15 protein-coding genes are annotated in these 20,741 nt (G+C 38.6%); 5 read left to right on the plus strand and 10 right to left on the minus strand.

Features of this window, described 5'->3' with window-relative positions; all coding sequences use genetic code 11:
- Positions 1-133: 133 nt before the first annotated feature.
- The 6 genes from ACRD7B_RS19805 to ACRD7B_RS19830 form a co-directional block, all read right to left on the minus strand.
- Positions 134-1,309 carry a TolC family protein gene (locus tag ACRD7B_RS19805; protein WP_430826384.1) on the minus strand — a complete coding sequence of 392 codons (1,176 nt, stop codon included), beginning with the start codon at positions 1,307-1,309 and terminating at the stop codon, positions 134-136.
- Positions 1,306-4,416 (minus strand): efflux RND transporter permease subunit, encoded by a 3,111-nt coding sequence (locus tag ACRD7B_RS19810; protein WP_430826385.1) that lies wholly within the window; start codon positions 4,414-4,416, stop codon positions 1,306-1,308. Before ACRD7B_RS19810 ends, ACRD7B_RS19805 begins: the two co-directional genes overlap by 4 nt.
- A 14-nt stretch (positions 4,417-4,430) precedes the next feature.
- Positions 4,431-5,933, minus strand: a complete 1,503-nt coding sequence (locus ACRD7B_RS19815; protein ID WP_430826386.1) for an efflux RND transporter periplasmic adaptor subunit — start codon at positions 5,931-5,933, stop codon at positions 4,431-4,433.
- A gap of 92 nt (positions 5,934-6,025) precedes the next feature.
- Positions 6,026-6,343 carry a hypothetical protein gene (locus ACRD7B_RS19820; protein ID WP_430826387.1) on the minus strand — a complete coding sequence of 106 codons (318 nt, stop codon included), beginning with the start codon at positions 6,341-6,343 and terminating at the stop codon, positions 6,026-6,028.
- Positions 6,344-6,429: 86 nt separating this feature from the next.
- Entirely contained in the window at positions 6,430-6,879 is a 450-nt protein-coding gene (locus ACRD7B_RS19825; RefSeq protein WP_430826388.1) for a DUF6769 family protein, read from the minus strand.
- Positions 6,880-6,952: 73 nt separating this feature from the next.
- Positions 6,953-9,445, minus strand: a complete 2,493-nt coding sequence (locus ACRD7B_RS19830; protein WP_430826389.1) for a DUF5686 and carboxypeptidase-like regulatory domain-containing protein — start codon at positions 9,443-9,445, stop codon at positions 6,953-6,955.
- A 284-nt stretch (positions 9,446-9,729) separates the two neighbouring features.
- On the opposite strand from ACRD7B_RS19830, the gene ACRD7B_RS19835 reads away from it, so the two are divergent.
- Both ACRD7B_RS19835 and ACRD7B_RS19840 read left to right on the plus strand, forming a co-directional pair.
- On the plus strand, positions 9,730-10,428 hold the full coding sequence (locus tag ACRD7B_RS19835) for a phosphatase PAP2 family protein (RefSeq protein ID WP_430826390.1): 699 nt from the start codon (positions 9,730-9,732) through the stop codon (positions 10,426-10,428).
- A gap of 12 nt (positions 10,429-10,440) precedes the next feature.
- A complete protein-coding gene (locus ACRD7B_RS19840) occupies positions 10,441-10,926 on the plus strand; it encodes a DUF192 domain-containing protein (RefSeq protein WP_430826391.1) in 486 nt (161 codons plus the stop codon).
- 119 nt (positions 10,927-11,045) lie between these two features.
- Here ACRD7B_RS19840 and ACRD7B_RS19845 read toward each other — a convergent pair whose 3' ends face one another.
- Positions 11,046-11,897, minus strand: coding sequence for a restriction endonuclease (locus tag ACRD7B_RS19845; RefSeq protein WP_430826392.1), 852 nt, complete (start codon positions 11,895-11,897; stop codon positions 11,046-11,048).
- Between the two features lie 47 nt (positions 11,898-11,944).
- Positions 11,945-12,853 (minus strand): DMT family transporter, encoded by a 909-nt coding sequence (locus ACRD7B_RS19850; protein ID WP_430826393.1) that lies wholly within the window; start codon positions 12,851-12,853, stop codon positions 11,945-11,947.
- A 154-nt stretch (positions 12,854-13,007) separates the two neighbouring features.
- Here ACRD7B_RS19850 and ACRD7B_RS19855 point away from each other — a divergent pair, with 154 nt between their 5' ends.
- From ACRD7B_RS19855 to ACRD7B_RS19865, 3 genes are all read left to right on the plus strand, one after another.
- The gene (locus ACRD7B_RS19855) at positions 13,008-14,132 is read left to right on the plus strand and encodes an efflux RND transporter periplasmic adaptor subunit (protein WP_430826394.1); all 1,125 of its coding nucleotides are present in this window, start codon (positions 13,008-13,010) and stop codon (positions 14,130-14,132) included.
- Between the two features lie 14 nt (positions 14,133-14,146).
- A complete protein-coding gene (locus ACRD7B_RS19860) occupies positions 14,147-17,335 on the plus strand; it encodes an efflux RND transporter permease subunit (RefSeq protein ID WP_430826395.1) in 3,189 nt (1,062 codons plus the stop codon).
- A gap of 74 nt (positions 17,336-17,409) precedes the next feature.
- Positions 17,410-18,663, plus strand: a complete 1,254-nt coding sequence (locus ACRD7B_RS19865) for a TolC family protein (RefSeq protein ID WP_430826397.1) — start codon at positions 17,410-17,412, stop codon at positions 18,661-18,663.
- 73 nt (positions 18,664-18,736) lie between these two features.
- Here the strand turns inward: ACRD7B_RS19865 and ACRD7B_RS19870 are convergent, their stop codons facing one another.
- Entirely contained in the window at positions 18,737-19,618 is an 882-nt protein-coding gene (locus tag ACRD7B_RS19870; RefSeq protein WP_430826398.1) for a 3'(2'),5'-bisphosphate nucleotidase CysQ family protein, read from the minus strand.
- Complete coding sequence (locus ACRD7B_RS19875) at positions 19,618-20,598, minus strand: oxidoreductase family protein (protein WP_430826399.1); 981 nt, start codon at positions 20,596-20,598, stop codon at positions 19,618-19,620. The genes ACRD7B_RS19870 and ACRD7B_RS19875 overlap by 1 nt, the downstream gene beginning before the upstream one ends.
- Positions 20,599-20,741 lie beyond the last annotated feature (143 nt).

Here is a 20,741-nt window from a genome sequence, read left to right on the forward strand (position 1 = left end):
CCCCTAAATCCCCTGAAGGGGACTTAAGCCTCCACTTTAGGGGAGGTTTGGAGGGGTAGAAATAAAGGTTAAGTTTTAATCTATAAGTTATCTGGATTTAAATTCACTTCTGAGACAGCCTCTTTTTCTGTTTCTAAATGTCAAAATAATGTAATCGTGCAGCCGTAGTTTGATAATCCATTTGCAATTGTATATAACTTTCAATGGCCTGATAATATATAGCCATCTCCACCATGTATTCAATTATAGTTATCTCACCACTGCTCAAAGCCATTTTTAAGAGATCAATATTACTGAGCGTTTCTATGCTCGAGCGATAATCGTCGACCATTAACTTCAACTCACTCGCCTTATTGTACAAGGCTTTTAAACTATGGTAACTTTTTAAACGTGTGTCAGCTATGTTATTCTCCATAGCCAATGAATTTAGCTGAACCTGTTTAACCGTATTTTTGTTTTCCCAAAGCGGTATACTTAAGCCCACATTCACCCCTTTGAATTGCTCCACCTTCCCTTTCTCGGAGCTGTATCCACCTGATAATTTTGGTAGAGAAAGAGCACGATTCAGTTGTTCTTTATACTTGTTGGCCTGAAGCTGCTCTTCTAAACTCATCATGTGTGGCATCTTCTCAACATTGTCATTGAACCACGTTTCAAAGTTGGCAGGTAGTTCAGCCATGGTCACCAGCATTATATCAATGCTTAGGGCGTGTCCACCATTATAAGCCTGCAAGCGTTCCAATAAAGCCGTTTTTTCAGCCTTTAAACCTCGTAATTCATTGCGTGCATTCAATAGGTTTAAATCAGCCTTGTTACGTTCCAATATATTAATATCGCCCAACTCCAGCATCTCGTGATAAGCTAAGGAGATACTTTCGGCATGCTCAAAGCGCGTTTGATATTCAGCTTGCAAAGCATTTTGATAGATGATTTGATAACTCAGCTGCAAAGCCTCTAACATCACTACATTAAAAGCTGCCATATAATCGCGTTCTAACTTATCATTTAAAGTCTTCGACATTTTATTGCGATAGATATAAGCCGTCGGGAAATCAAAAGCCTGCGTAATTTGCAGTTCCTGTTTTGTCCCCACATCCGAATTTTGTCCCCATTGATGAATATATTGAACCTCAGGATTACTTGGATTCAAACCTACCTTATTACCAATTATATCTGTGTCCATCTGTAAACGCAAGGTTTTTAAGGTCTGATTATTTTGCTCAATGTTTTGCAACAACTCACTTAATGGCGTTTGCGCCTGAGCAATTCCTAACATCAAAAAAACAAGGCTTATTATATACTTAATCATAATTCAACTCCTTTCTTTTCAAGAGAATAATCTTTCCTTTTCAATAAATAATAAACAATGGGAATCACATACATATTAAGCAAGGTGCTACTCAATAAGCCTCCCAATATTACCTTGGCCATGGGGCTTTGAATCTCATTGCCTGGTGCATCACCATTTAAGGCCAATGGTATTAAGGCCAAAGCGGCTGTTAATGCCGTCATCAATATTGGATTTAATCGATCAATGGAACCATGCTTAATAATCCTCAACAAGTCGGTATCCGAATCTTTTAACTGTTGGTAATTGGACACCAAGAGTATACCATTACGAGTGGCAATACCAAACAAAGTAATAAAGCCAATAATAGCAGGAATACTAATGATACCAGATGTGAATTTAATGGCGAATACGCCACCTATTAAAGCCAATGGCAAATTCAAAAGGATGATACCTGCTAACTGTGTATTCTTGAACTCTTGATACAACAATAGAAAGATCACACAAATGGCTAATATGGAAGTCAGCAATAGTGTTTGCGAAGCTTTTGCTTCACTCTCAAACTGTCCACCGTATTCTACTCTATAACCCTCCGGCAGATTAAGGTTGGCTTTTACATTCGCTTTAATATCCTCAACCACACTGCGCAAATCACGTTCAGCAACATTGGCTGAAACCACAATTTTACGTTGCACATTCTCGCGACTTACCGATCCCGGCCCAGCAGTCGAGCTTATGTGAGCTACCTGTTCTAATGGAACCTTTTTGCCATCTTCTGTATCAATTAAAGCACTTTTTAGCCCTTCAATCCGATTGGTATAATCCTCGTTAAAACGTAATATCAAATCGAAACTTCTTTGACCTTCATAAATATCAGCTAGTTTCTCACCAGCAAAAGCTACATCTATAAATTCGTTGAACTGGCGCATACTAATACCATACATGGCCAATTTATCACGATCGGCCTTAATCTGTATTTGAGGAATTTCAGTCTGCTGCTCCACATTCACATCGACTAATCCTTCGATGCCCTGAATATTGGCCGACATTTGATTAGCCAAACTAAATAATGCGTTCAGATCCTGCCCAAATATTTTTATGGCAATATTAGCTCTGGTACCCGATAACATGTGATCGATGCGATGCCCCAAGGGTTGACCAACCGTGGTTGCAACACCAGGAACACCGGCCAGCTTCTCCCTAACCTCGGCCATAAACACTTCTTGATCGCGATCAGCAAGGGTAAAATTTACATCAATCTCGGCACTATTGGTTGTTTGCGAATGCTCGTCTAACTCACCCCTGCCTGTTCGACGAGCAGTATTTATAACTTCCGGAATGGATAATAACTCCTGCTCCATCAGATTACCCAACATGTTACTTTCTTCGAGCGAGACACCAGGTTTACTTACAGCCGAAATGGTTAAAGCACCTTCGTTAAATTCAGGTAAGAAACTTCTACCCATGGTTGCCATTACAAGCATTGACGTCATAAAAAGAACGAACGATACGGACAGAACACCCGTTTTATGTTTCAAAGTCCAGTTTAAGGAATGTTTGTAGGCATTCTGCATCCATGCTGTCAACTTACTATCTTTTTGTTTCTTGCTCAGATATTTATCATTCGACAATAATAGGCGACACAATAAGGGTGTAATGGTCATGGCCACAATAAGCGACATAAATAGAGCAACTATATAGGCGATGCCCAAAGGCTTCAACATACGGCCTTCCATGCCAGATAAGAAGAACAATGGAATAAATGCGACAATTATTATGAGTGTTGCATTTAATATGGAAGCTCTAATTTCTTTAGAAGCTTCAAATACAATATTAACTGCTGATTCTCTTTCCTCCTTCGGCTTAAGATAATTTTGTCGCAAGCGTTTATACACATTCTCAACATCAATAATGGCATCATCAACCAATGAGCCAATGGCAATGGCCATACCACCCAAACTCATTGTGTTAATATTTAAATTCAAATATTTGAGCGTGATTATTGCTCCCATTAATGATAAGGGAATGGCAATTAAAGAAATTACCGTTGTTCTAAAACTACCCAGAAACAAAAAGAGAATAATTACCACAAAGATACCGCCTTCAATTAGCGCTCGTTGTACATTCTTTACCGAGGTCTCAATAAAATCCGCCTGTCTGAATATCTTGGAATCAAGCACTACATCAGCTGGTAAAGTTTCGGCCAGATCATTTAAATTGGCCTCTATCCGCTCTGTTAGTTCCAGTGTATTAGTATTGGGCTGCTTCGAAATGGAAATAATAACCGAGGGACTTGCATTTTGAGAGGCATGTCCCATTTTAACCGCCGAACCAACAATTACATCGGCAACATCATTGAGGTAAATGGGTAGGCCATTGTTATGCTTCACGAGTGTTCGGCCTAGCACATCCAAATCAGCTGTTCGTGCCATTCCTCTTACAACATATTCATTTCCATATTGACGAACTACACCTCCGGTACTGTTTTGGCTGATACTTTTACAAACTTCAGCCAATTCATCGAGGCTCACATTGTATTGCATCATTTTATAGGGATCGGCCAATACCTGATACTGTTTGTAATCACCCCCAATAATGGTAACCTGCGAAACACCACCAGTAGCTAACAATAAAGGCTTAACCTGCCAATCGGCAATTGTGCGCAAGGCCATCATATCTGTACTGTCCGATTGCAGTCCGATAAACAAGACCTCTCCCATAACACTCGACTGCGGTGCCAACACCGGTTGAGCAATACCCAAAGGCATTTGCCCGGCTAAAGTCACCAGCTTTTCACTCACAATCTGACGCGCCCTAAACACATCAGTACCCCAATCAAATTCGACCCACACGAACGAAAACCCGTGTGAACTTGCCGAACGCACGCGACGCACATCAGTGGCACCATTCACAGCCGTTTCAATCGGGAAAGTAACCAAACGCTCCACTTCTTCTGTGGCCATTCCGTGCGCATCAGTCATAACTACAACCGTTGGTGCAGTTAAATCGGGAAACACATCCACATCCATATTGCGGGCAGTATAAAGCCCCCAAAGCATTAATATTATAGCTCCCAGCAACACAAATAACTTATTGTGCAGCGAGAAATGTATGATTTTATTTAACATGACATCCTCCTATTTTAATGAACATGCCCTGCATGTGGATCAATTGAATTTGAAACGGCAGCTAGCTTAACAAGAATAGCCCCCTTGGTCACAATGCGCTCATTGGCGTTAAGTCCGGATTTTAATGCCCTATTCACTCCATCTGAAGCACCCAAATGAACTTGACGCTTTTCAAACAACTCAGGTGTTAATTGCACATACACAAAAAAGTTCCCTTGCTCCTCGGCCAATGCTGTTTCGGGAATAACAAGGCTCTTCTTACCAGCTGTTTTTATATAAACATTCGTAAAACCACCACTCATCAGCATCGTATCAAAATCAACTTCAATTGTCACTGGAAGTAAATAGTTGTTCCTACTTAGTGTTTTTCCAACTGATAATACTTTTCCGTTTAAATCCTTCAAATTTAGAATTGACTCTCCAACTTCAATATTTACATCAACGATGTTTTGCAAATCACGAATATTTGATTGACTTATCATCGCAGTTAATACCATACGCTGATTACGTACAAGGCTATAAATAGCTTCTCCTGCCTCAACATATTGCCCATTCTCAACAAAAACTTCATTCACATAAGCACTAAAGGGAGCTACCACGTGCTCACCATTTTCATTGACTGCTTTTCTTATATTATGGTATTCCGTCTGAGCCGTTTCGTATCTGGCTTTTCGTTCCATCAACTCCTTGTTGGATACAATTTGTTTATCAGCCAACTGCTTATGTCTACCGTATTCATTTTTAGCTAAATTCATTTCTACCTTAGCTTTCTCCAATAGTACCTGTGCATTATTAGCAGTTATACCATCACTGCTGACAGTAAAAACTTGCTGTCCTTTAATTAAATCTTGCCCGGCACTAATAACACCATGAGAGAAGCTAACAAAGCCACTTGTTTTTGCAGAAACCAAGACTTGATCGGCAGGTGAAGCTTGCACACTAGCAGCACTTTTAATGACACTTCCGAATGGTTCATTGCTTGGTAAAGAAGTTGCGAATTCAACTTTCCACGATTGCTCTTTGGTGAAGGAAATAGCACTGGCCGAAGTAGGGAACTTAGCCTCTGCTAAATGAACGGCTTCATGTGCATCAGGATATACATCAACGTTATCAATTCTTATCGCTTTGGCTTCACCGTTGTGAGTGAACTTAAAAACCAAGCTCCCCATACCACTTTTATCCGGTTTAAAGGAAAATTTAAATATCCCTGTCTCATTAGCATTTACAGCGCTTTGTCGTAAACCTGATCCGTCAACAATCAGTTCAGCTACCACCTCTTTTATGTCACATGGCTTAAATGTTTTTAAATCGGTAAAGTGCACTACCAACTGTGATGTATGGTTTATAGCTAAAGGTTGGGCATCAACAAAAACTTCTACACCATTACCGTATGCTGTATAAGGAATGGTGAAATCATCATGCGCATGAGCCTGCGCCTTTTCTTTATTAAATAAGCTACACGAAACTGTCAGTAATAAAACACTTAACAGAACGCTAGCGGATATATATCGTATCATTGCATTTGTATTTAATCAATCATTGAAAAAGCAAGAATGATGGAAGCAATAGTGCTTCCATCCATTCTCAAATAAATTGTACTGATTTAAGTTTACTCGTGTGAGTGACCTTCGTCCCCATGGTCGTGGTCGTGACCTTCAGCATGCTTTTCTTCGGCTTCAGTAGGACAACATTTAGTTGTATCCTTTTTTTCTGAGCATTCCTTAGCGCATTTTTCAGCACAAGATTTTGCACATGCACTTGTATCCTTCACTTCAAAGGCTTCTTGGTTGGCAGCATCAGCAGCGTGTGCTTCGTGTACCGTACCATCTTCGTGTGTGTGTGTTCCTTCATCCTGTTTTTTTTCTTTGTTTCCACAAGATGAAAATACAAGTGCCATTACAGCCAAAACTAAAAATAGATTTTTCATGATTCAATGATTGAATTGATTAATAAAAATACCAACCATAGGCTCTCCATAGTCAAAAGTGCGGTTGGCGAAATATTTTTTTAGAATCATGAAAATATGGGCGGTGCCCTTAGTGGAACCGCGAAATTGTAACTCTCAAGTAGTTTTTGAGGATAATAAGTATAATTTATGGTCAGGGGTTCCTCAAGCGGAACAGGTAATTCAATTTTATTGCTTGTAAGGTACTTTGCTGCCAAAGGATTAGAATCCTTCACCACAGGACGTACCTCAAAATGACAGGCATGATGATCAACCGGCGGGTGCTGATGATTGCTAAAACTTAAAGCACCTGTCTGATGCGACTCTTCTTCTTTGCTATCATGATGATGATCGTGATCATGAGAATGATGATCGACATTTGTATGCTCAGAATACATAGCATGACTCCCAATCGCCATAGTATCGGAATGGTGATGATGTGGAATAATATTATGGGCAAATACGATACCGTATATCGCCAATAATAAATACGCTATATTCTTTTTCATTTGGGTCATCAGCGCAATGTTACGAAAAATCAATGAATTGGTTGCACATCCAATATCAAAATAACCATAAATGGGGATAATGTTATAAGCTTAAGGATAGTTTAGCCCTTATCCCAAATCGAGGTGCATTCACCTTAGAATCTGGCGCTACTCGCCAAACGCCTTCAATTCGTATCAATCTAAAAATATTCTCAAGACCAGCACCTACTTCAATATATGGCCCATGCAATGCTGAAACATGTGGAGGTAGTTCAATGGACTCATACTGTTTATCACTTAAGCTACCAATCATTGTTTTGGCAGAAAGCACTTCGCGCAAACCAAGCGCCCTAAGTAATGGTACTCGATTAAAAACAAAGCCATTTAAATGATAATCGAAATAGCCGTGTAAATAACGATCGTGCGCAAACTCCAGGTAATTCAACATATTGAAATCATAAAGGTAGTAGCCATATGTTTCGTTGCCACGAGGTATTTCCAACAATGAAAAGGGAACCTTTCCAAATATAGCACCTGCCTCAAGAGCATATTTAAAACGCGTTTGACCCAAATTTATCGAGTGCTTTACCGTTGCATGCGCCTTGGTATAATAATCCTGAACATTCGCGTATTCAACCCTTCCTCCAGTTAGTGTAAAGTGAAAAATAGGATAAGAGGTATTTAGGTAAAGACGCATAAATTCATCGTCAACAATTTTCTCCTTGAAGGAAAAACGAAAATCCAGCGCAGCTTCAAATGCATTAATATGTTTTACCTTCTGACCTTGGTAGATAAAGGGATAAAACTCAGGCGAAAATTGAAGACGATAACTTAAATTGAGAGTTGATGAAACACCTGATCGCCATTCATGCTCATAACTGAGGTTAACATTTTTCTGGCGGTGTAATTCATCAAATGTATCTCTTACAAAAAACGCCGAAATTAGATTATTTTCAGATGTTGTCAACATATTTTCATAGAGGTATAAAATCTTTCGATTCTCACCCATTCGAATATAACGGTCATCATAAAACAACTTAAACACATTACGTTTAATGGTATTTAATTTATACCCCCCACCTAGTGTTCCTGATATTTTTTCTGTTCGCAGGCCATAACCAACACCACCCCACATCATCCAGCGTTTACTAATCTCTTTACTTGTGCGCCCCCCAGCATATATACGAACGCCCTCAATCTTATTGAATTGCACAAAGTTCATGTAAGGTCCAAGCTCAAACTTACCCACATCATAATACCCTGTCATCATCATTCGAGCGGTATTATCCATAATTTTTATAACCGGAATATCATTCACCGAATCAATGGAAGCAATCATTGTTTTTTCCATCTCATTCAAGGGCAAATGACGTGCCTTATTCCAATACGTTGAATCCTGATATTTATAATCAGGCAGTTTTATTGATTCATAACTGATACTTCTTGTGCTAAGCTGAATAGCCTCTGTCGATTTCACATCTACATTCGAGAAGGACGTATATTGATTCACCTCTAATTCCATTCGCCTTTCCTGACCAGGTAACTCAAATGGTAAATAATCAAATTTGGCAATCACATTCTGTTCGTTAAAAAACGGCTCTCCTCCCTGCACCAATCCATAACTCAGTGATATATCCATTTCCTTAAGGAAGTTTGTATTACTCTTACTTGAAAGAGCCGCTTCAACACTAACAATTGAGTGACGTTCATTCTCAATTACCATATGACCCCTAAAGGCTTTGTCATGCTTACGCTTTGGAGTAAACAAAATTTTATAATGTTTCACATCTTCAACCATGGCACTATCAACCAGGTAATAACGGTAGTAGAACCAGCCATTTGATGCCGCCGGACTCGCAAAATTCTCATCAAAAATCTTAACAAAGTTTGTATAAAAGTTAAAGTGCATGTTAAGTCCTGCCGTGTAACCGCCCACTTCATAATCGCCTAAAACCCCCAAACCAGCAGTATTATCGGCAACTACAGTTGATTTTAATTTAAGCGGTTTTTTCTGGTATTCATTATTAACAATTTGCTCCGAAACAAAAACAGGTAGCGTTTTACTGCCATTGTAACTTGTCTTAAACAGATGTTGATGATCTTTAAATGGACCTGAATTCATCAATGCACTATCAACATTTGAAAGATGATATTCTCGCTTGTAATACTTCTCGTAGATCGATCGCTCGTGTTTATTTGGGTTATTCTCATCTCGTGCCTTAACCATTCGTTTAAGAATTCCTCTTACCCAGGAGTCATCAGGCTTTACCGACACTTCATTCAAATTTATCTGATCTGGCTGTAAAAAAATCTCACAAGGAGACTTAAGCTTGCTAACCTTAATCATCTTCTGGTTGTAGCCAATCGACGAGAACACGAGTGTGTCTTTATATGATTGTGACTTTAAACGGAAATAACCAAGTGAATCAGACATGGTTCCAATGGTGGTTCCTTTAAAATACACATTCACCATCGGAACTGTACCCTTTGTCTTAGAATCAATAACACAGCCTGAAATTTCTTTCTGAGCGGATGCTGTTATCCAACTAAACAATAGGATTAAAACAATATATAAGGCTTGATATTTTTTTATCATTCTAGGTTCAGGTCGATGAATTGAGTGCTAAAATAATGCTTATAAACTTAATCACCTTTTTTTATGACTTCTTTTTACACAGCTAATATATTCAACCACTATAAATATGGCAAATCAAAAATTACATTAAGCACGATACTTTATTCATTAAAAGTCATAAAACGAAATAATGAGTTGCACCACCATAAAGAAATGTTCACTAATTATTAAATAGAATCAAAAAATTCGCTTAATTATTCTTAGAAAAAAGTTATTTTCGACTTTCTATTTTCAACTTTGGTTTTATGGACGCAATTATCGCATTGGATAAGGAACTTCTTCTTTTTTTAAATAGTTTCTTTAATCATTTCTGGGATCACTTTTTTTGGCTTTTTACAAGCAAGGAAATTTGGGTTCCCCTGTATGTAACCATAGCATATGTCATATTTAAAAACCATGGTTTGAAAGGTTTTGTAACGATGATTTTCATTGGTTTATTAATAACACTTTGCGATCAAATCTCAACCAATGTATTTAAAGAAGGTTTTGAACGGCTAAGACCGTCGCACGATGAGGATCTAAAATACCTGGTTCATCTGATCAATGGTAAACGCGGTGGACTTTATGGTTTTGTTTCCTCACATGCCACCAATTCATTTGGCTTAGCTATGTTTACATCCCTACTCTTCCGAAATAAAACTTACACCTGGGTAATATTCATTTGGGCAAGTATCAATGCTTATTCCCGTATCTATATGGGCGTTCACTTTCCTGGTGATATTCTTGGTGGTTTACTATTAGGTCTAATACTTGGTCGCCTAGTTTACGAACTCTATTTACGTGTCATTCCACGTTTTGTGGTTATATCTCACCATAACAAACGCTTGTTAAAAGCCGGATTAGCAGAGAGTTTTGGTAATGATGCCCGAGTATTGTTTTTCTCTGTTATAATCATGACGGCAACTCTTTTAGTTGCATCCAAAGTAATGCTTAAGTTGATTTAAATATCGCGATAAATGAAAGTTACGTTTCTCTTTCTTACTGCTGTTTTTTTGACATTCAATGCTTGTCAAACTAAAAAATCAAGTCAGGATAAAGAAATTCCTTTTACTAAACACGGAGAGTTAGCGTTCATTAAGAACAATACTTCGGATACAATAACCACAATTGATTTTGAATTAGCAGGAACAGAACGAAAACGTGATCTTGGTTTGATGTATCGACATAGCTTAAAAACCAATCACGGCATGTTATTTCCATTTGAGAACGAACAGCCGCGTAGTTTTTGGATGCGTAACACATTTTTATCGCTTGATATTATTTATGTGGATGCTAATTTTCACATTGTTTCCATTAGTGATAATACGGAACCAATGAGTGACTTACCTGTACTTTCAAACGTGCCAGCTCAATATGTGGTAGAAGTAAATGCTGGTTTTTGTTTAAATAATGGCATTAAGCCTGGAGACGCAATTTCTTATACCAGTTGTATTCCAAAATGATTGATAAAGCATTTTGCTAATTACAATGGTTAATGCCGATACAAAAGCACAGAATGATTTTTTATCAATCGTTTTGGTTTGTAATCGGTATTACCTCATCATGGATGAAAACTTGACCATTAATCCTCAATAAAATCGCGCAACTCACGCTTACAGGCTCTTAAATTACGTGGCTTAATGGGTAAATCTTCATTTGACAATACTTGCTTGTACAAATCATTACACATCACTATTCCCTTACCAAGTATAGCCTTCTTCTCTTTGCGTGTAATGGATGATAAACAAGTGATTGGATGAAGGTTTTCTATTTCGATCCAATCTTTCAAACTCGATTTCTTGGGATAATCCCATGCTAATAAATTAAGTCCATAATCCTGACCAAACTTCTCAGCATCCGTTGTGAAACGCGTATTGGTCACAATCCACCCTTCGGTTATCTTGTTCTTTTTTTCAGGATCCATCGCCCACCTTCGCTTTAAATCATCAAAACGTGAGCGAATATACATTGGCACTTTAACATTTGACTTTGTGCCTTGATAATTATGAAATTTACACTCGACATAAATCTCCTTATGCTTATTCTTCGCAACTACGTCCAACTCGTGCGTTACACTATAGCCTTTAATTAATTTACCCACCTCAACATCAAAACCACGAGCTTTAAATAATTCACTTACAAAATGTTCGAATGGATAACCTGAAGGCCCCAATTGATGAACAGCTTGTTTGAGTCGGTAATTAACCGCTGACTTACGTTCGTGACGTTGAAGAATCTCGTATGCTTTAGTATAAATTTTGCTGGTTAACATACCATCGTGCAACTCAACACCAACAGCCTGCAATATTTGTTGCGCAACCGCTTCATTTGCACCTGATCGCACCAAGGACTCAATCAGTTTATTTGAATCGAAATAAACCGTCTCTCCCGAAGCCTTCTGAATTAAATAATCGCTAATTGGTTTTGTTTGCATGAAAAATACTTTGCTTAAAAATAATAAATACTTCCAATAAACATTACTTATAACCAAAATAACAATACCACGCCACCAACAGCTAATAATGACCCCAGAAGTTCCTTCATGGTAACACGTTCCTTAAATATAAGAACTGCTGGTGGTATAATTAAAACAGGTACAATCGCCATAATGGTAGAAGCCACACCAGTTGTTGTGTACTTTACTGCCAATAATGAGAATGACACTCCCATGAAAGGGCCAAAGAAGGCACCAATGGAAATTCGAAGCATAGCTGCTCCATATCTCAATGCCTTCATTACTTTTGGCCAATGGCCAGTAAAAATAAACAAAACAGAAAAACCAATAACACCAGCAATAACACGGATCATTGTGGCTGACACAGGATCATAATCACCCATTCCCAGCTTACTCAACACTAGGCCCAAACCTTGTCCTGTTGCTCCACCAAATGCCAGTAAAACACCTTTCAAAGAATATTTAACCTGCAATCCTTTTCCTTTTGTAGGCTTACCAAGTATAACCAGTGAGATACCAATAATGGTAACCACCATACCCACAACATTACCCAAACTTAATTGCTCTCCTAAAATTACCCAACCAAATAAAGCTGCTAAAGGAGGCGCTAAAGCCATTACCAGCATTGAAATACGCGCACCAATAACCACAAAGGCCTGAAACAATAATAAATCGCCAATGACGAATCCCACTAACCCACTAACAGATAACCAAATCCACTGATAAGAGCTAGCTCCCTCAGGAAAGAAGTAACCAAAGCGGATGTATGATAATGTTCCTAATAAGAAAACTGCCATTACAAGTCGGATCAGGTTTACCGACATTGATCCTACTTTTTTTCCTGCTGACTCAAATGCCAGAGATGTAAAAGTCCAGCATACTGCCGTTACTAAGGCTGCGAGTTCGCCCTTATGGGCCATAAAGAATTGTTCCATTGCCAGCAAAAGTAATCACTTTAATGGCAAACTAATTCTAGCTTTGATTGTTTTTTAACAGGCACTTAACATTTTTCTGGTTCTAAATACTTTTATACCGTAATGTTTTGGCTAATTTTGGCAACACTCAATTAAAGAATAAATACAAAACAATATGTCACGTAAAAGAGCACTCAACCTCTTAACCATCGTAGCAATAGTTATTGGTGGCTACCTCCTATTCTCGTTTTTTAAAAGTTTGAAGAAACCGCCTCGTGTTGCTTTACCGCAAAAAGCAGTTAGGATGGTACACACTAAACCAGTTGAATTTAAAACTTTACCTGGTACAATCGAATCATCTGGAAGAGTAGTTGCATTCAACGAAATAACCATTAGCAGTGAAGTTTCAGGTCGTTTGGCTAATGCTAATAAGTTATTCAAGGCAGGTACTTCGTACCAAAAGGGTGAAGTAATTGCGCGTGTTGAGAATGAAGAATTCTTATTCCAACTCAGAGCACAACGAAGTCGTTTTATGCAAAATCTTGCGGCTAGTTTAGCCGATGTAAAAATTGATTATCCCGAATCCTACGACCGCTGGTTAAAATTCTTTGAAAAAGTTGAATCAGATAAAAACCTTCCTGACTTACCTGAGATAAAAAACTCAAAGGAACGTATATTTCTGGCAGCTCGAAACGTATTAAACGATTACTACTCAATAAAGGGTAATGAGGCCCGATTAGAGAAGCACAATATAATAGCACCTTTTAATGGCACACTTAAAGAAGTAAGCATGCAAGTAGGTTCCGTAGTAAACATGGGAACCCGCCTTGGTACTTTTACACGAACCGACTTATTTGAATTAGAAGTTCCTGTTGCTTCTGAAAACATTAACATCATTAAAGCAGGAATGAATGTGACCATTAAAAATAAACAGGGCGAAAATTTCTGGACTGGCACGGTTGATAGGCTGGCCGATGTGATGAACTCCGCCACCCAATCACTTAGTGTCTACATTTCGATACCTAGTAATACACAACACCCTCTGTACGATGGCATGTATTTATCAGCCGAAATAGAAGGCGCTGAAATAAATAATGTTATTGGTATTCCTCGCGACGCTATCTTCAACGATAACCATGTCAATATCTTAGTGGATAATAAACTTGTTAAAAAAACCATTGAAAAAGTATTTTTCAATAACGAAACTGTTTATATCCAAGGTTTGGAGCAAGGCAGTAAAGTTGTTACCGAACCTATTTTAGGCATTACCGATTATCTTGAATTTGAATCCATCAAATAAATGCAGCTGTTGAAATGAGAAAAATAGTAGAAACATTTGTAAAATATCCATTCTACGCCAACTTGATTGTTTTCATTTTAGTTGTTGCAGGTGGTATTAGTTTTGCTTCAATGAGCAAGGCTTTCTTCCCTGAGCGAGAATCAAAATCGATTTTTGTTACGGTAAGTTACCCTGGTGCCTCGCCAATTGAGATGGAAGAAGGTATCACCTCAAGGGTGGAAGAGGCGATTCGAGGTATTGCAGGAATTAAGGAAATCACCTCCACTTCATCTGAAAACCTGGCTCGAGTAACTATTGAGACAACAGGAAAGTTCGACATTGATGAAACATTAACTGAAGTTAAAAATGCCGTTGATGGCATTACCAGTATGCCTGTTAGTGCTGAGCGTCCTATTGTATTTAAACGTCGCTCTACAACTCCTGCCATGCGTCTTGGTTTATCAGGCAATATGGATTTAATGGAGCTAAAACAGTTAGCTTACGAAATAGAAGATGATTTTTTATCTTCTGGTTACATGAGTCAGCTTTCGTTTAATGGTATTCCTGCAACAGAAATATCCATTGAAATTTCGGAAGAAAACCTAATTCGCTATGGCATAACATTAGATCAGGTCAGCAACACCGTACGTCAGACTAACAGAGATGTATCAAGTGGTATAATCAAAAACGATGATCGAATGATATACATCCGATCGCGCAATAGAACAGTTGACACAAAGATTATTGAAAATACGGTCATCAAATCGCAAGATGATGGCGCCATCGTGCGAATAAAAGATGTTGGTAAAGTCAAGTTACAATTTGAGGATGTACCAAACCGCTCTTACCTGAATGGCAAACCAGCCATTAGTATAATGGTTAACAAACTCATAACAGAAGATTTACAGGACATTTCAGAATACATTGATGTGTATGTCGAAGAATTCAATGCGCTCTACCCAAATGCTGAATTAACTGTTTCTTTCGACTTTATGGAAATGCTTAATTCCCGCATTAGCCTCCTGTATAAAAATGGTTTGATGGGATTATTACTGGTCGTTATTGTACTGGCACTCTTCTTAAGTTTCCGTTTATCCTTATGGGTGGCCTGGGGTATTCCGGCATCCTTCTTAGCTATGTTTATTGTGGCTAATCTATATGGCTTAACCATTAATATGATTTCCTTATTCGGTATGATTTTGGTTATCGGTATCATTGTAGATGATGGTATTGTGATTGCCGAAAATATATTTAGCCATTTCGAAAGAGGAAAATCGCCACATAGAGCTGCCATTGACGGTACCATGGAAGTACTGCCAGCGGTTACCACTTCGGTTACAACCACTATTTTGGCATTTATGCCTTTGTTCTTCATCATTGGTAACATGGAGTTCTTGTTTGAGATGGCCTTTGTGGTGGTTTTCAGTTTAGCCTTCTCTTTGATTGAAGCCTTTTTTGTATTGCCAGCGCACATTAGTTCACCGACAATACTCAAGCGCAACACCAACAATGTGAGTTTTGGTAACCGTGTACGAAATCGACTGGAGAAAATGGTAAGTTTTCTGCGTGATCGCATGTATGGACGCTTCCTAAAATTCATACTTAAATGGCGCTACCCTGCCTTGGCAGTGCCATCTGCAGCAATAATGATTACTGCAGGGCTATTTGCCGGGGGATTAATCAAATCAACTTTTTTCCCAAGTATTCCACCTGATGATTTTAATATCAATGTTGCCTTTACACCAGGTGAAGGTGAGAAACAAACATATGAAGCCTTATTAAGGTTTGAGCAGGCTGCATGGGATATCAATCAAGAATTAAAAGAGCAATACAACGACACTTCTGACTTTATCATTTATACTTACCTAAACACAGGTTCGTCGTTTAGTGGTGAAGAAAGAGGAACGCATGCCGGACACATTGCTGTGAACCTGCGTAACCTGGAGAGAAGCCCGGTTTCATCTTTTGAGATAGCGACCATGGTTCGTAAGAAAATTGGCATAGTTCCCGGAGCTGATAAGTTTACAGTAGCTGGCCGTAACCGTTGGGGAAGCCCTATCGAAATAAGTCTGCTCAGTAATAACCAGCAAGAAATAGAGAATGCAACAGAAATGCTCAAAGGCGAACTAAAGAAGATTTCGGTATTAACCGAAGTTGTTGACAACAATGCCTTAGGTGCGCAAGAGATAAAAATCAAACTTAAACCTAAGGCATATTTCTTGGGACTAAATGATTTTATGATCTTAAATCAGGTTCGTAGTAGCTTTTTTGGCTCGCAAGCACAACGATTGCAACAAGGAAAAGATGAGATGCGCGTGTGGGTGCGTTACCCTCCAGAAGACCGTGAGCAATTTAGTCAATTGGAAAAACTAAAGATTGTTACTGCTCAGGGCGAATATCCTTTGAAAGAATTGGTAGACTATGAAATTTCGCGTGGTCCGGTTAGTATTAACCGTTTTAATGGAAAGAAAGATATCAGAGTAAAAGCCGACTTGGTAAATCCAACTACACCTGTTCCTCCAATTCAAGAATACATAACGGATAGCATAATGCCAAAAGTGATGGCTCAAAATGCTGGCATCCGATATATTTATCAGGGACAGCAGAAGAATGCTCAAGAAAATATGGATTCGATGAAAGCCACATTTATACCAGCATTTGCATTGATCATCATCATTATAATGATTCACTTTAAGTCAGTTGGTCAAGGCTTCATTATCATTACAATGATTCCGCTTGGCTTCTTGGGCGCAGCATGGGGGCACTTAATACATGGCTTGCCAGTATCGATGTTAAGTGTTTGGGGCATGGTAGCGCTGTCGGGTGTTATAGTTAACGATGCAGTGGTGTTCTTATCCAAGTACAACATACTACTTAAGGATGGTAAGAAAGTGTACGACGCTATTTTTGAAGCTGGTGTTTCACGTTTCCGACCTATTGTACTGACCACGCTTACTACAACCATTGGTTTATATCCAATTATTTTGGAAACAAGTCGACAAGCGCAGTACCTTATTCCAATGGCTATTGCCTTAGCCTACGGGGTATTCTTTGGCACCTTCTTTATTCTAACACTCTTTCCCGTAATGATCTATTTCTTGAATGATGTAAATAGAATTATTAAATGGGTGAGAACTGGTGTTAAGCCTTCGGCTGAAGAAGTAGAAAGTGCGATTATATACGCCAAACGCGAACTTGATTCGCAGTCTGACAATAACGAATAACAACACAAAAAATGATTAATAGATCAAGATATCAACTCGTGCTACTTTCATTGCTTTTTATATGTTCTCATTTGATGAATGCGCAAAAGGCTATGACATTAAATGAAGCAATCCTGCAGGGTTTGATGAACAATTTCGAAATTCAGATTGGACAGAAGAACAATGAAATAAGCAGAGTTCAGAACACTTGGGGTAATGCCGGAAGATGGCCTTCTGTTAACCTGCAGGCGGGAATGAATAATTCACTTAACGACCGATTTGGAACAACCAACGAAACAGGTTGGTTTTCAGCAGGTGTGGCAGTTAACTGGGTACTATTTGATGGTTTTGCAGTTAGAATACGCAAACACCGATTAGACGACCTGGAAAAAATGAGCGATGGTAATGCTGCAATAGTTGTTGAAAATACGATTCAGGCCATCATACTCGGATACAACAAAGCCCTCTTGGAAAAAGAACGCTTGAATGTGTTTGAGTCAGTAATGAAACTTTCGAAGGACAGGTACGATTACATACAGCACAAATTTGACTTGGGAGCCGGAAGTTCGTACGAAGTTTTGCAGGCAAAAGGTGACTGGCTAACGGATAAAACAAATTTCTTAAATCAAGAAATGACCTTACGATCAGCTAAGCGCCTATTGAGCTATTTGTTAGCACTGCCGCCAGAAACAGATTTTGAATTAACCAGTCCTTTGGAACCAGGCTTAATGGATTACCAATTGGCAGTTATCAAAGACAAAATGGAGGTAGAAAACAGAACACTCCAAAACCAGTACCTAAACCTGGCGGTACTCGACAAAGCAATTGCCTTGGAGCAAAGTGCAAGATACCCTCGTTTATCATTAGGCACTGGCATTTCAACCAACTATTATCCCGATGCATTAAATACCAATGAGTCGGCTGCTGCCTTAAGTGGTTCCTATTCTTTATATGCTAATCTGGCTCTCTCCTACAATGTATTTGATGGCAATCGAGTGAATCGAAACATTGAAATAGCCCGCATTCAAAAAGAAATAGGCACCATTCAACTGGATGATGTAAAATCGCGATTGGTTAATCAACTTTATGATTTCTACGATTTGTACAATGTTCGAAAAGAGTTGTACTTATTACAGGTCGAAAACCTGGAAACAGCTCAGCTAAATCTAGAGATTTCAACGGAAAAGTACCGCAATGGCGCCATTACTTCTTTCGACTTTAGAAATACGCAACGCTCCTACCTGGAAACCGCATTAAGACAGGTTCAATCCATTTATAACCTAATTGATGCCAATACTAACATTGTGCGTATTACAGGCGGTATTATTTCGGAGTATGATCAACCGTAAGCAGACGATAAAACAATATATAAAACGGCAGGCAGTATAATTGTCTGCCATTTTCTTTTAGTAGATAACACACCTATTTATAATCCATCGACACAATGCACATAGCCAGATCCATATTCTTTGAAAAAACCACACCTTGGTGATTCATAAAAGTTGATTCCACATTATTCAACTCTAGTTCTTCTCCCCTAATGTTACTCACCCAAAAACCAAGCTCTTTAAATATGCATGCAGTAGCTGCGTAGTCCCATATGCTTCCACCACCATTCTGCTTTTTTGGGAATTTGAAATAACAAGCATTTTTGTTTTCCAATACAGCAATGGCATTCATTACAGCTCCGGCTTGACTATGTACTTCAACTCCAGTCATTCCATTTTTACAGGCAAAATCATCAAGCAATAGCATGCTCTTTGCATAATTGGTGTGCTTCAGAAAACTTCGATCACAAAACAAACGTAATGGACCTGAATTATCACCAGTCTTCTCTGGTGTCCAGGATATACCATTGCGCCATACACCAATGCCCTTAATTGCCTTATACGATATCTGATTTACCGGATCACACACAATTCCAAGCTGAGGAATACCTGCTTGAGAAAGCAAAGCTATGGAAACAGCAAATCCTTCTTTTCCTTCAGTAAAAAGCAATGTACCATCCAATGGATCAATGCACCAGAAATAATCTTTCACAAGCCGAGAATTATCATCCGAACTTTCTTCGGCCAACAAACCCAAATCATATTGCTTGATGCTTGACAACAAAGCTTCAACAATTAATCGTTGACTCTCAAGATCTACCTCAGTAAATACCTGCGAAGCAATGCTATCGCCACCAAGCTTACTTTGTACACCAATCAGCTTATACTGTTGTGACTTGATATAAACACCTACCTCCTTAGCTACTATAGCCGCCATATCAGCAAGATGTTCAAGCACTGTATTGGATAACTCCATCACAATTTAATATTAAGTTCCTTAATTACTTTTCGAGCCATCTTTTCACTATAACTATTAATCTTCCAATGATCGGGACTCCATCCTTTCAAGAAACGATGAAAATCAGTCCAGGCATAAGGATATAATGAGCGCCATTCTTTTTCTAGCTCCTCAAAATTCACGACATTACCTATGCGCTCTAATGCGTCTTTTAAAGCAGCGAAATAATGATCCAGTAATGGTTTTTCATATTGTTTGCACTCTTCCTCATAGATGCAACTACCAATAAAGTAGGCCACATCTTTCATGCCGCATCCTCCACCGACATATTGAAAATCGACAGCAGCAACACTATTATTAGTTGAGAAACAAAAATTAGCCAGCTTTGCATCCCCATGCACCAAACTTAAGTACTTAGCAGTATTTAATTTCTCATCCACCAATGGTGCGGCTTCCTTTAAAAGTGGATCATCCATCACCTCCAATTCATCGGGACGAGTTGCCAGATGCCAATAAGTACCAACTTCCCATAAGTCATCGGGTTTCTCCATTAAAAAGGTAGCATGAAAATTGGCCAACCACGTCAAGCAAGTATGCATATCTTCCATCGAAACCGATGTTTTTCGAAGGTCAAAACCACTTTCGTTTAAATCCTCAAGTACAATTAACACTTCATCATTCGATGTTTCTACGTGGTAACATTTCGGTACCCGACATGTATCATCACATTGAGAACTATACTTTTCATACCAGGCAGTTTCTACTTCATATGACTTTACCTTTCGTTGATGTGAAAAATCCGTATTCCATCCTCGCGGATGATTACTTGCATTGGGGAACTTAACATGTTTTACAATCATTTGCTTGAAGCCTGCACCATCAACATTGTATCTAACAATCTCACCATATCCACTCCACAAGGACTGCACCACTTCAAGCTTTTTATTAATCGAAACGCCAATGGCACTCTCTATCTTTTTACTCGTTAAATCATCCATGAATTTATTCCTCAATTAGAATTTATCACAAAGATAAGTATCAACTTAAGCCCTACAAAGTGCCTTCACTGAAATTAAGTTCATTTTTAAAAGTCTTAATTTCTTGAAAAAGTAAAAAGTATACAACAAACAGTAATTAGTCG

The organism is Carboxylicivirga fragile, from assembly GCF_050589805.1.
Lineage (GTDB): Bacteria > Bacteroidota > Bacteroidia > Bacteroidales > Marinilabiliaceae > Carboxylicivirga > Carboxylicivirga fragile.

Excerpts from the sequence above, each read along its gene's own strand:
- ACRD7B_RS19805 (WP_430826384.1), bottom strand. The coding sequence starts at position 1,309 with ATGATTAAGTATATAATAAGCCTTGTTTTTTTGATGTTAGGAATTGCT.
- ACRD7B_RS19810 (WP_430826385.1), bottom strand. The coding sequence starts at position 4,416 with ATGTTAAATAAAATCATACATTTCTCGCTGCACAATAAGTTATTTGTG.
- ACRD7B_RS19815 (WP_430826386.1), bottom strand. The coding sequence starts at position 5,933 with ATGATACGATATATATCCGCTAGCGTTCTGTTAAGTGTTTTATTACTG.
- ACRD7B_RS19820 (WP_430826387.1), bottom strand. The coding sequence starts at position 6,343 with ATGAAAAATCTATTTTTAGTTTTGGCTGTAATGGCACTTGTATTTTCA.
- ACRD7B_RS19825 (WP_430826388.1), bottom strand. The coding sequence starts at position 6,879 with ATGACCCAAATGAAAAAGAATATAGCGTATTTATTATTGGCGATATAC.
- ACRD7B_RS19830 (WP_430826389.1), bottom strand. The coding sequence starts at position 9,445 with ATGATAAAAAAATATCAAGCCTTATATATTGTTTTAATCCTATTGTTT.
- ACRD7B_RS19835 (WP_430826390.1), top strand. The coding sequence starts at position 9,730 with ATGGACGCAATTATCGCATTGGATAAGGAACTTCTTCTTTTTTTAAAT.
- ACRD7B_RS19840 (WP_430826391.1), top strand. The coding sequence starts at position 10,441 with ATGAAAGTTACGTTTCTCTTTCTTACTGCTGTTTTTTTGACATTCAAT.
- ACRD7B_RS19845 (WP_430826392.1), bottom strand. The coding sequence starts at position 11,897 with ATGCAAACAAAACCAATTAGCGATTATTTAATTCAGAAGGCTTCGGGA.
- ACRD7B_RS19850 (WP_430826393.1), bottom strand. The coding sequence starts at position 12,853 with ATGGAACAATTCTTTATGGCCCATAAGGGCGAACTCGCAGCCTTAGTA.
- ACRD7B_RS19855 (WP_430826394.1), top strand. The coding sequence starts at position 13,008 with ATGTCACGTAAAAGAGCACTCAACCTCTTAACCATCGTAGCAATAGTT.
- ACRD7B_RS19860 (WP_430826395.1), top strand. The coding sequence starts at position 14,147 with ATGAGAAAAATAGTAGAAACATTTGTAAAATATCCATTCTACGCCAAC.
- ACRD7B_RS19865 (WP_430826397.1), top strand. The coding sequence starts at position 17,410 with ATGAATGCGCAAAAGGCTATGACATTAAATGAAGCAATCCTGCAGGGT.
- ACRD7B_RS19870 (WP_430826398.1), bottom strand. The coding sequence starts at position 19,618 with ATGGAGTTATCCAATACAGTGCTTGAACATCTTGCTGATATGGCGGCT.
- ACRD7B_RS19875 (WP_430826399.1), bottom strand. The coding sequence starts at position 20,598 with ATGGATGATTTAACGAGTAAAAAGATAGAGAGTGCCATTGGCGTTTCG.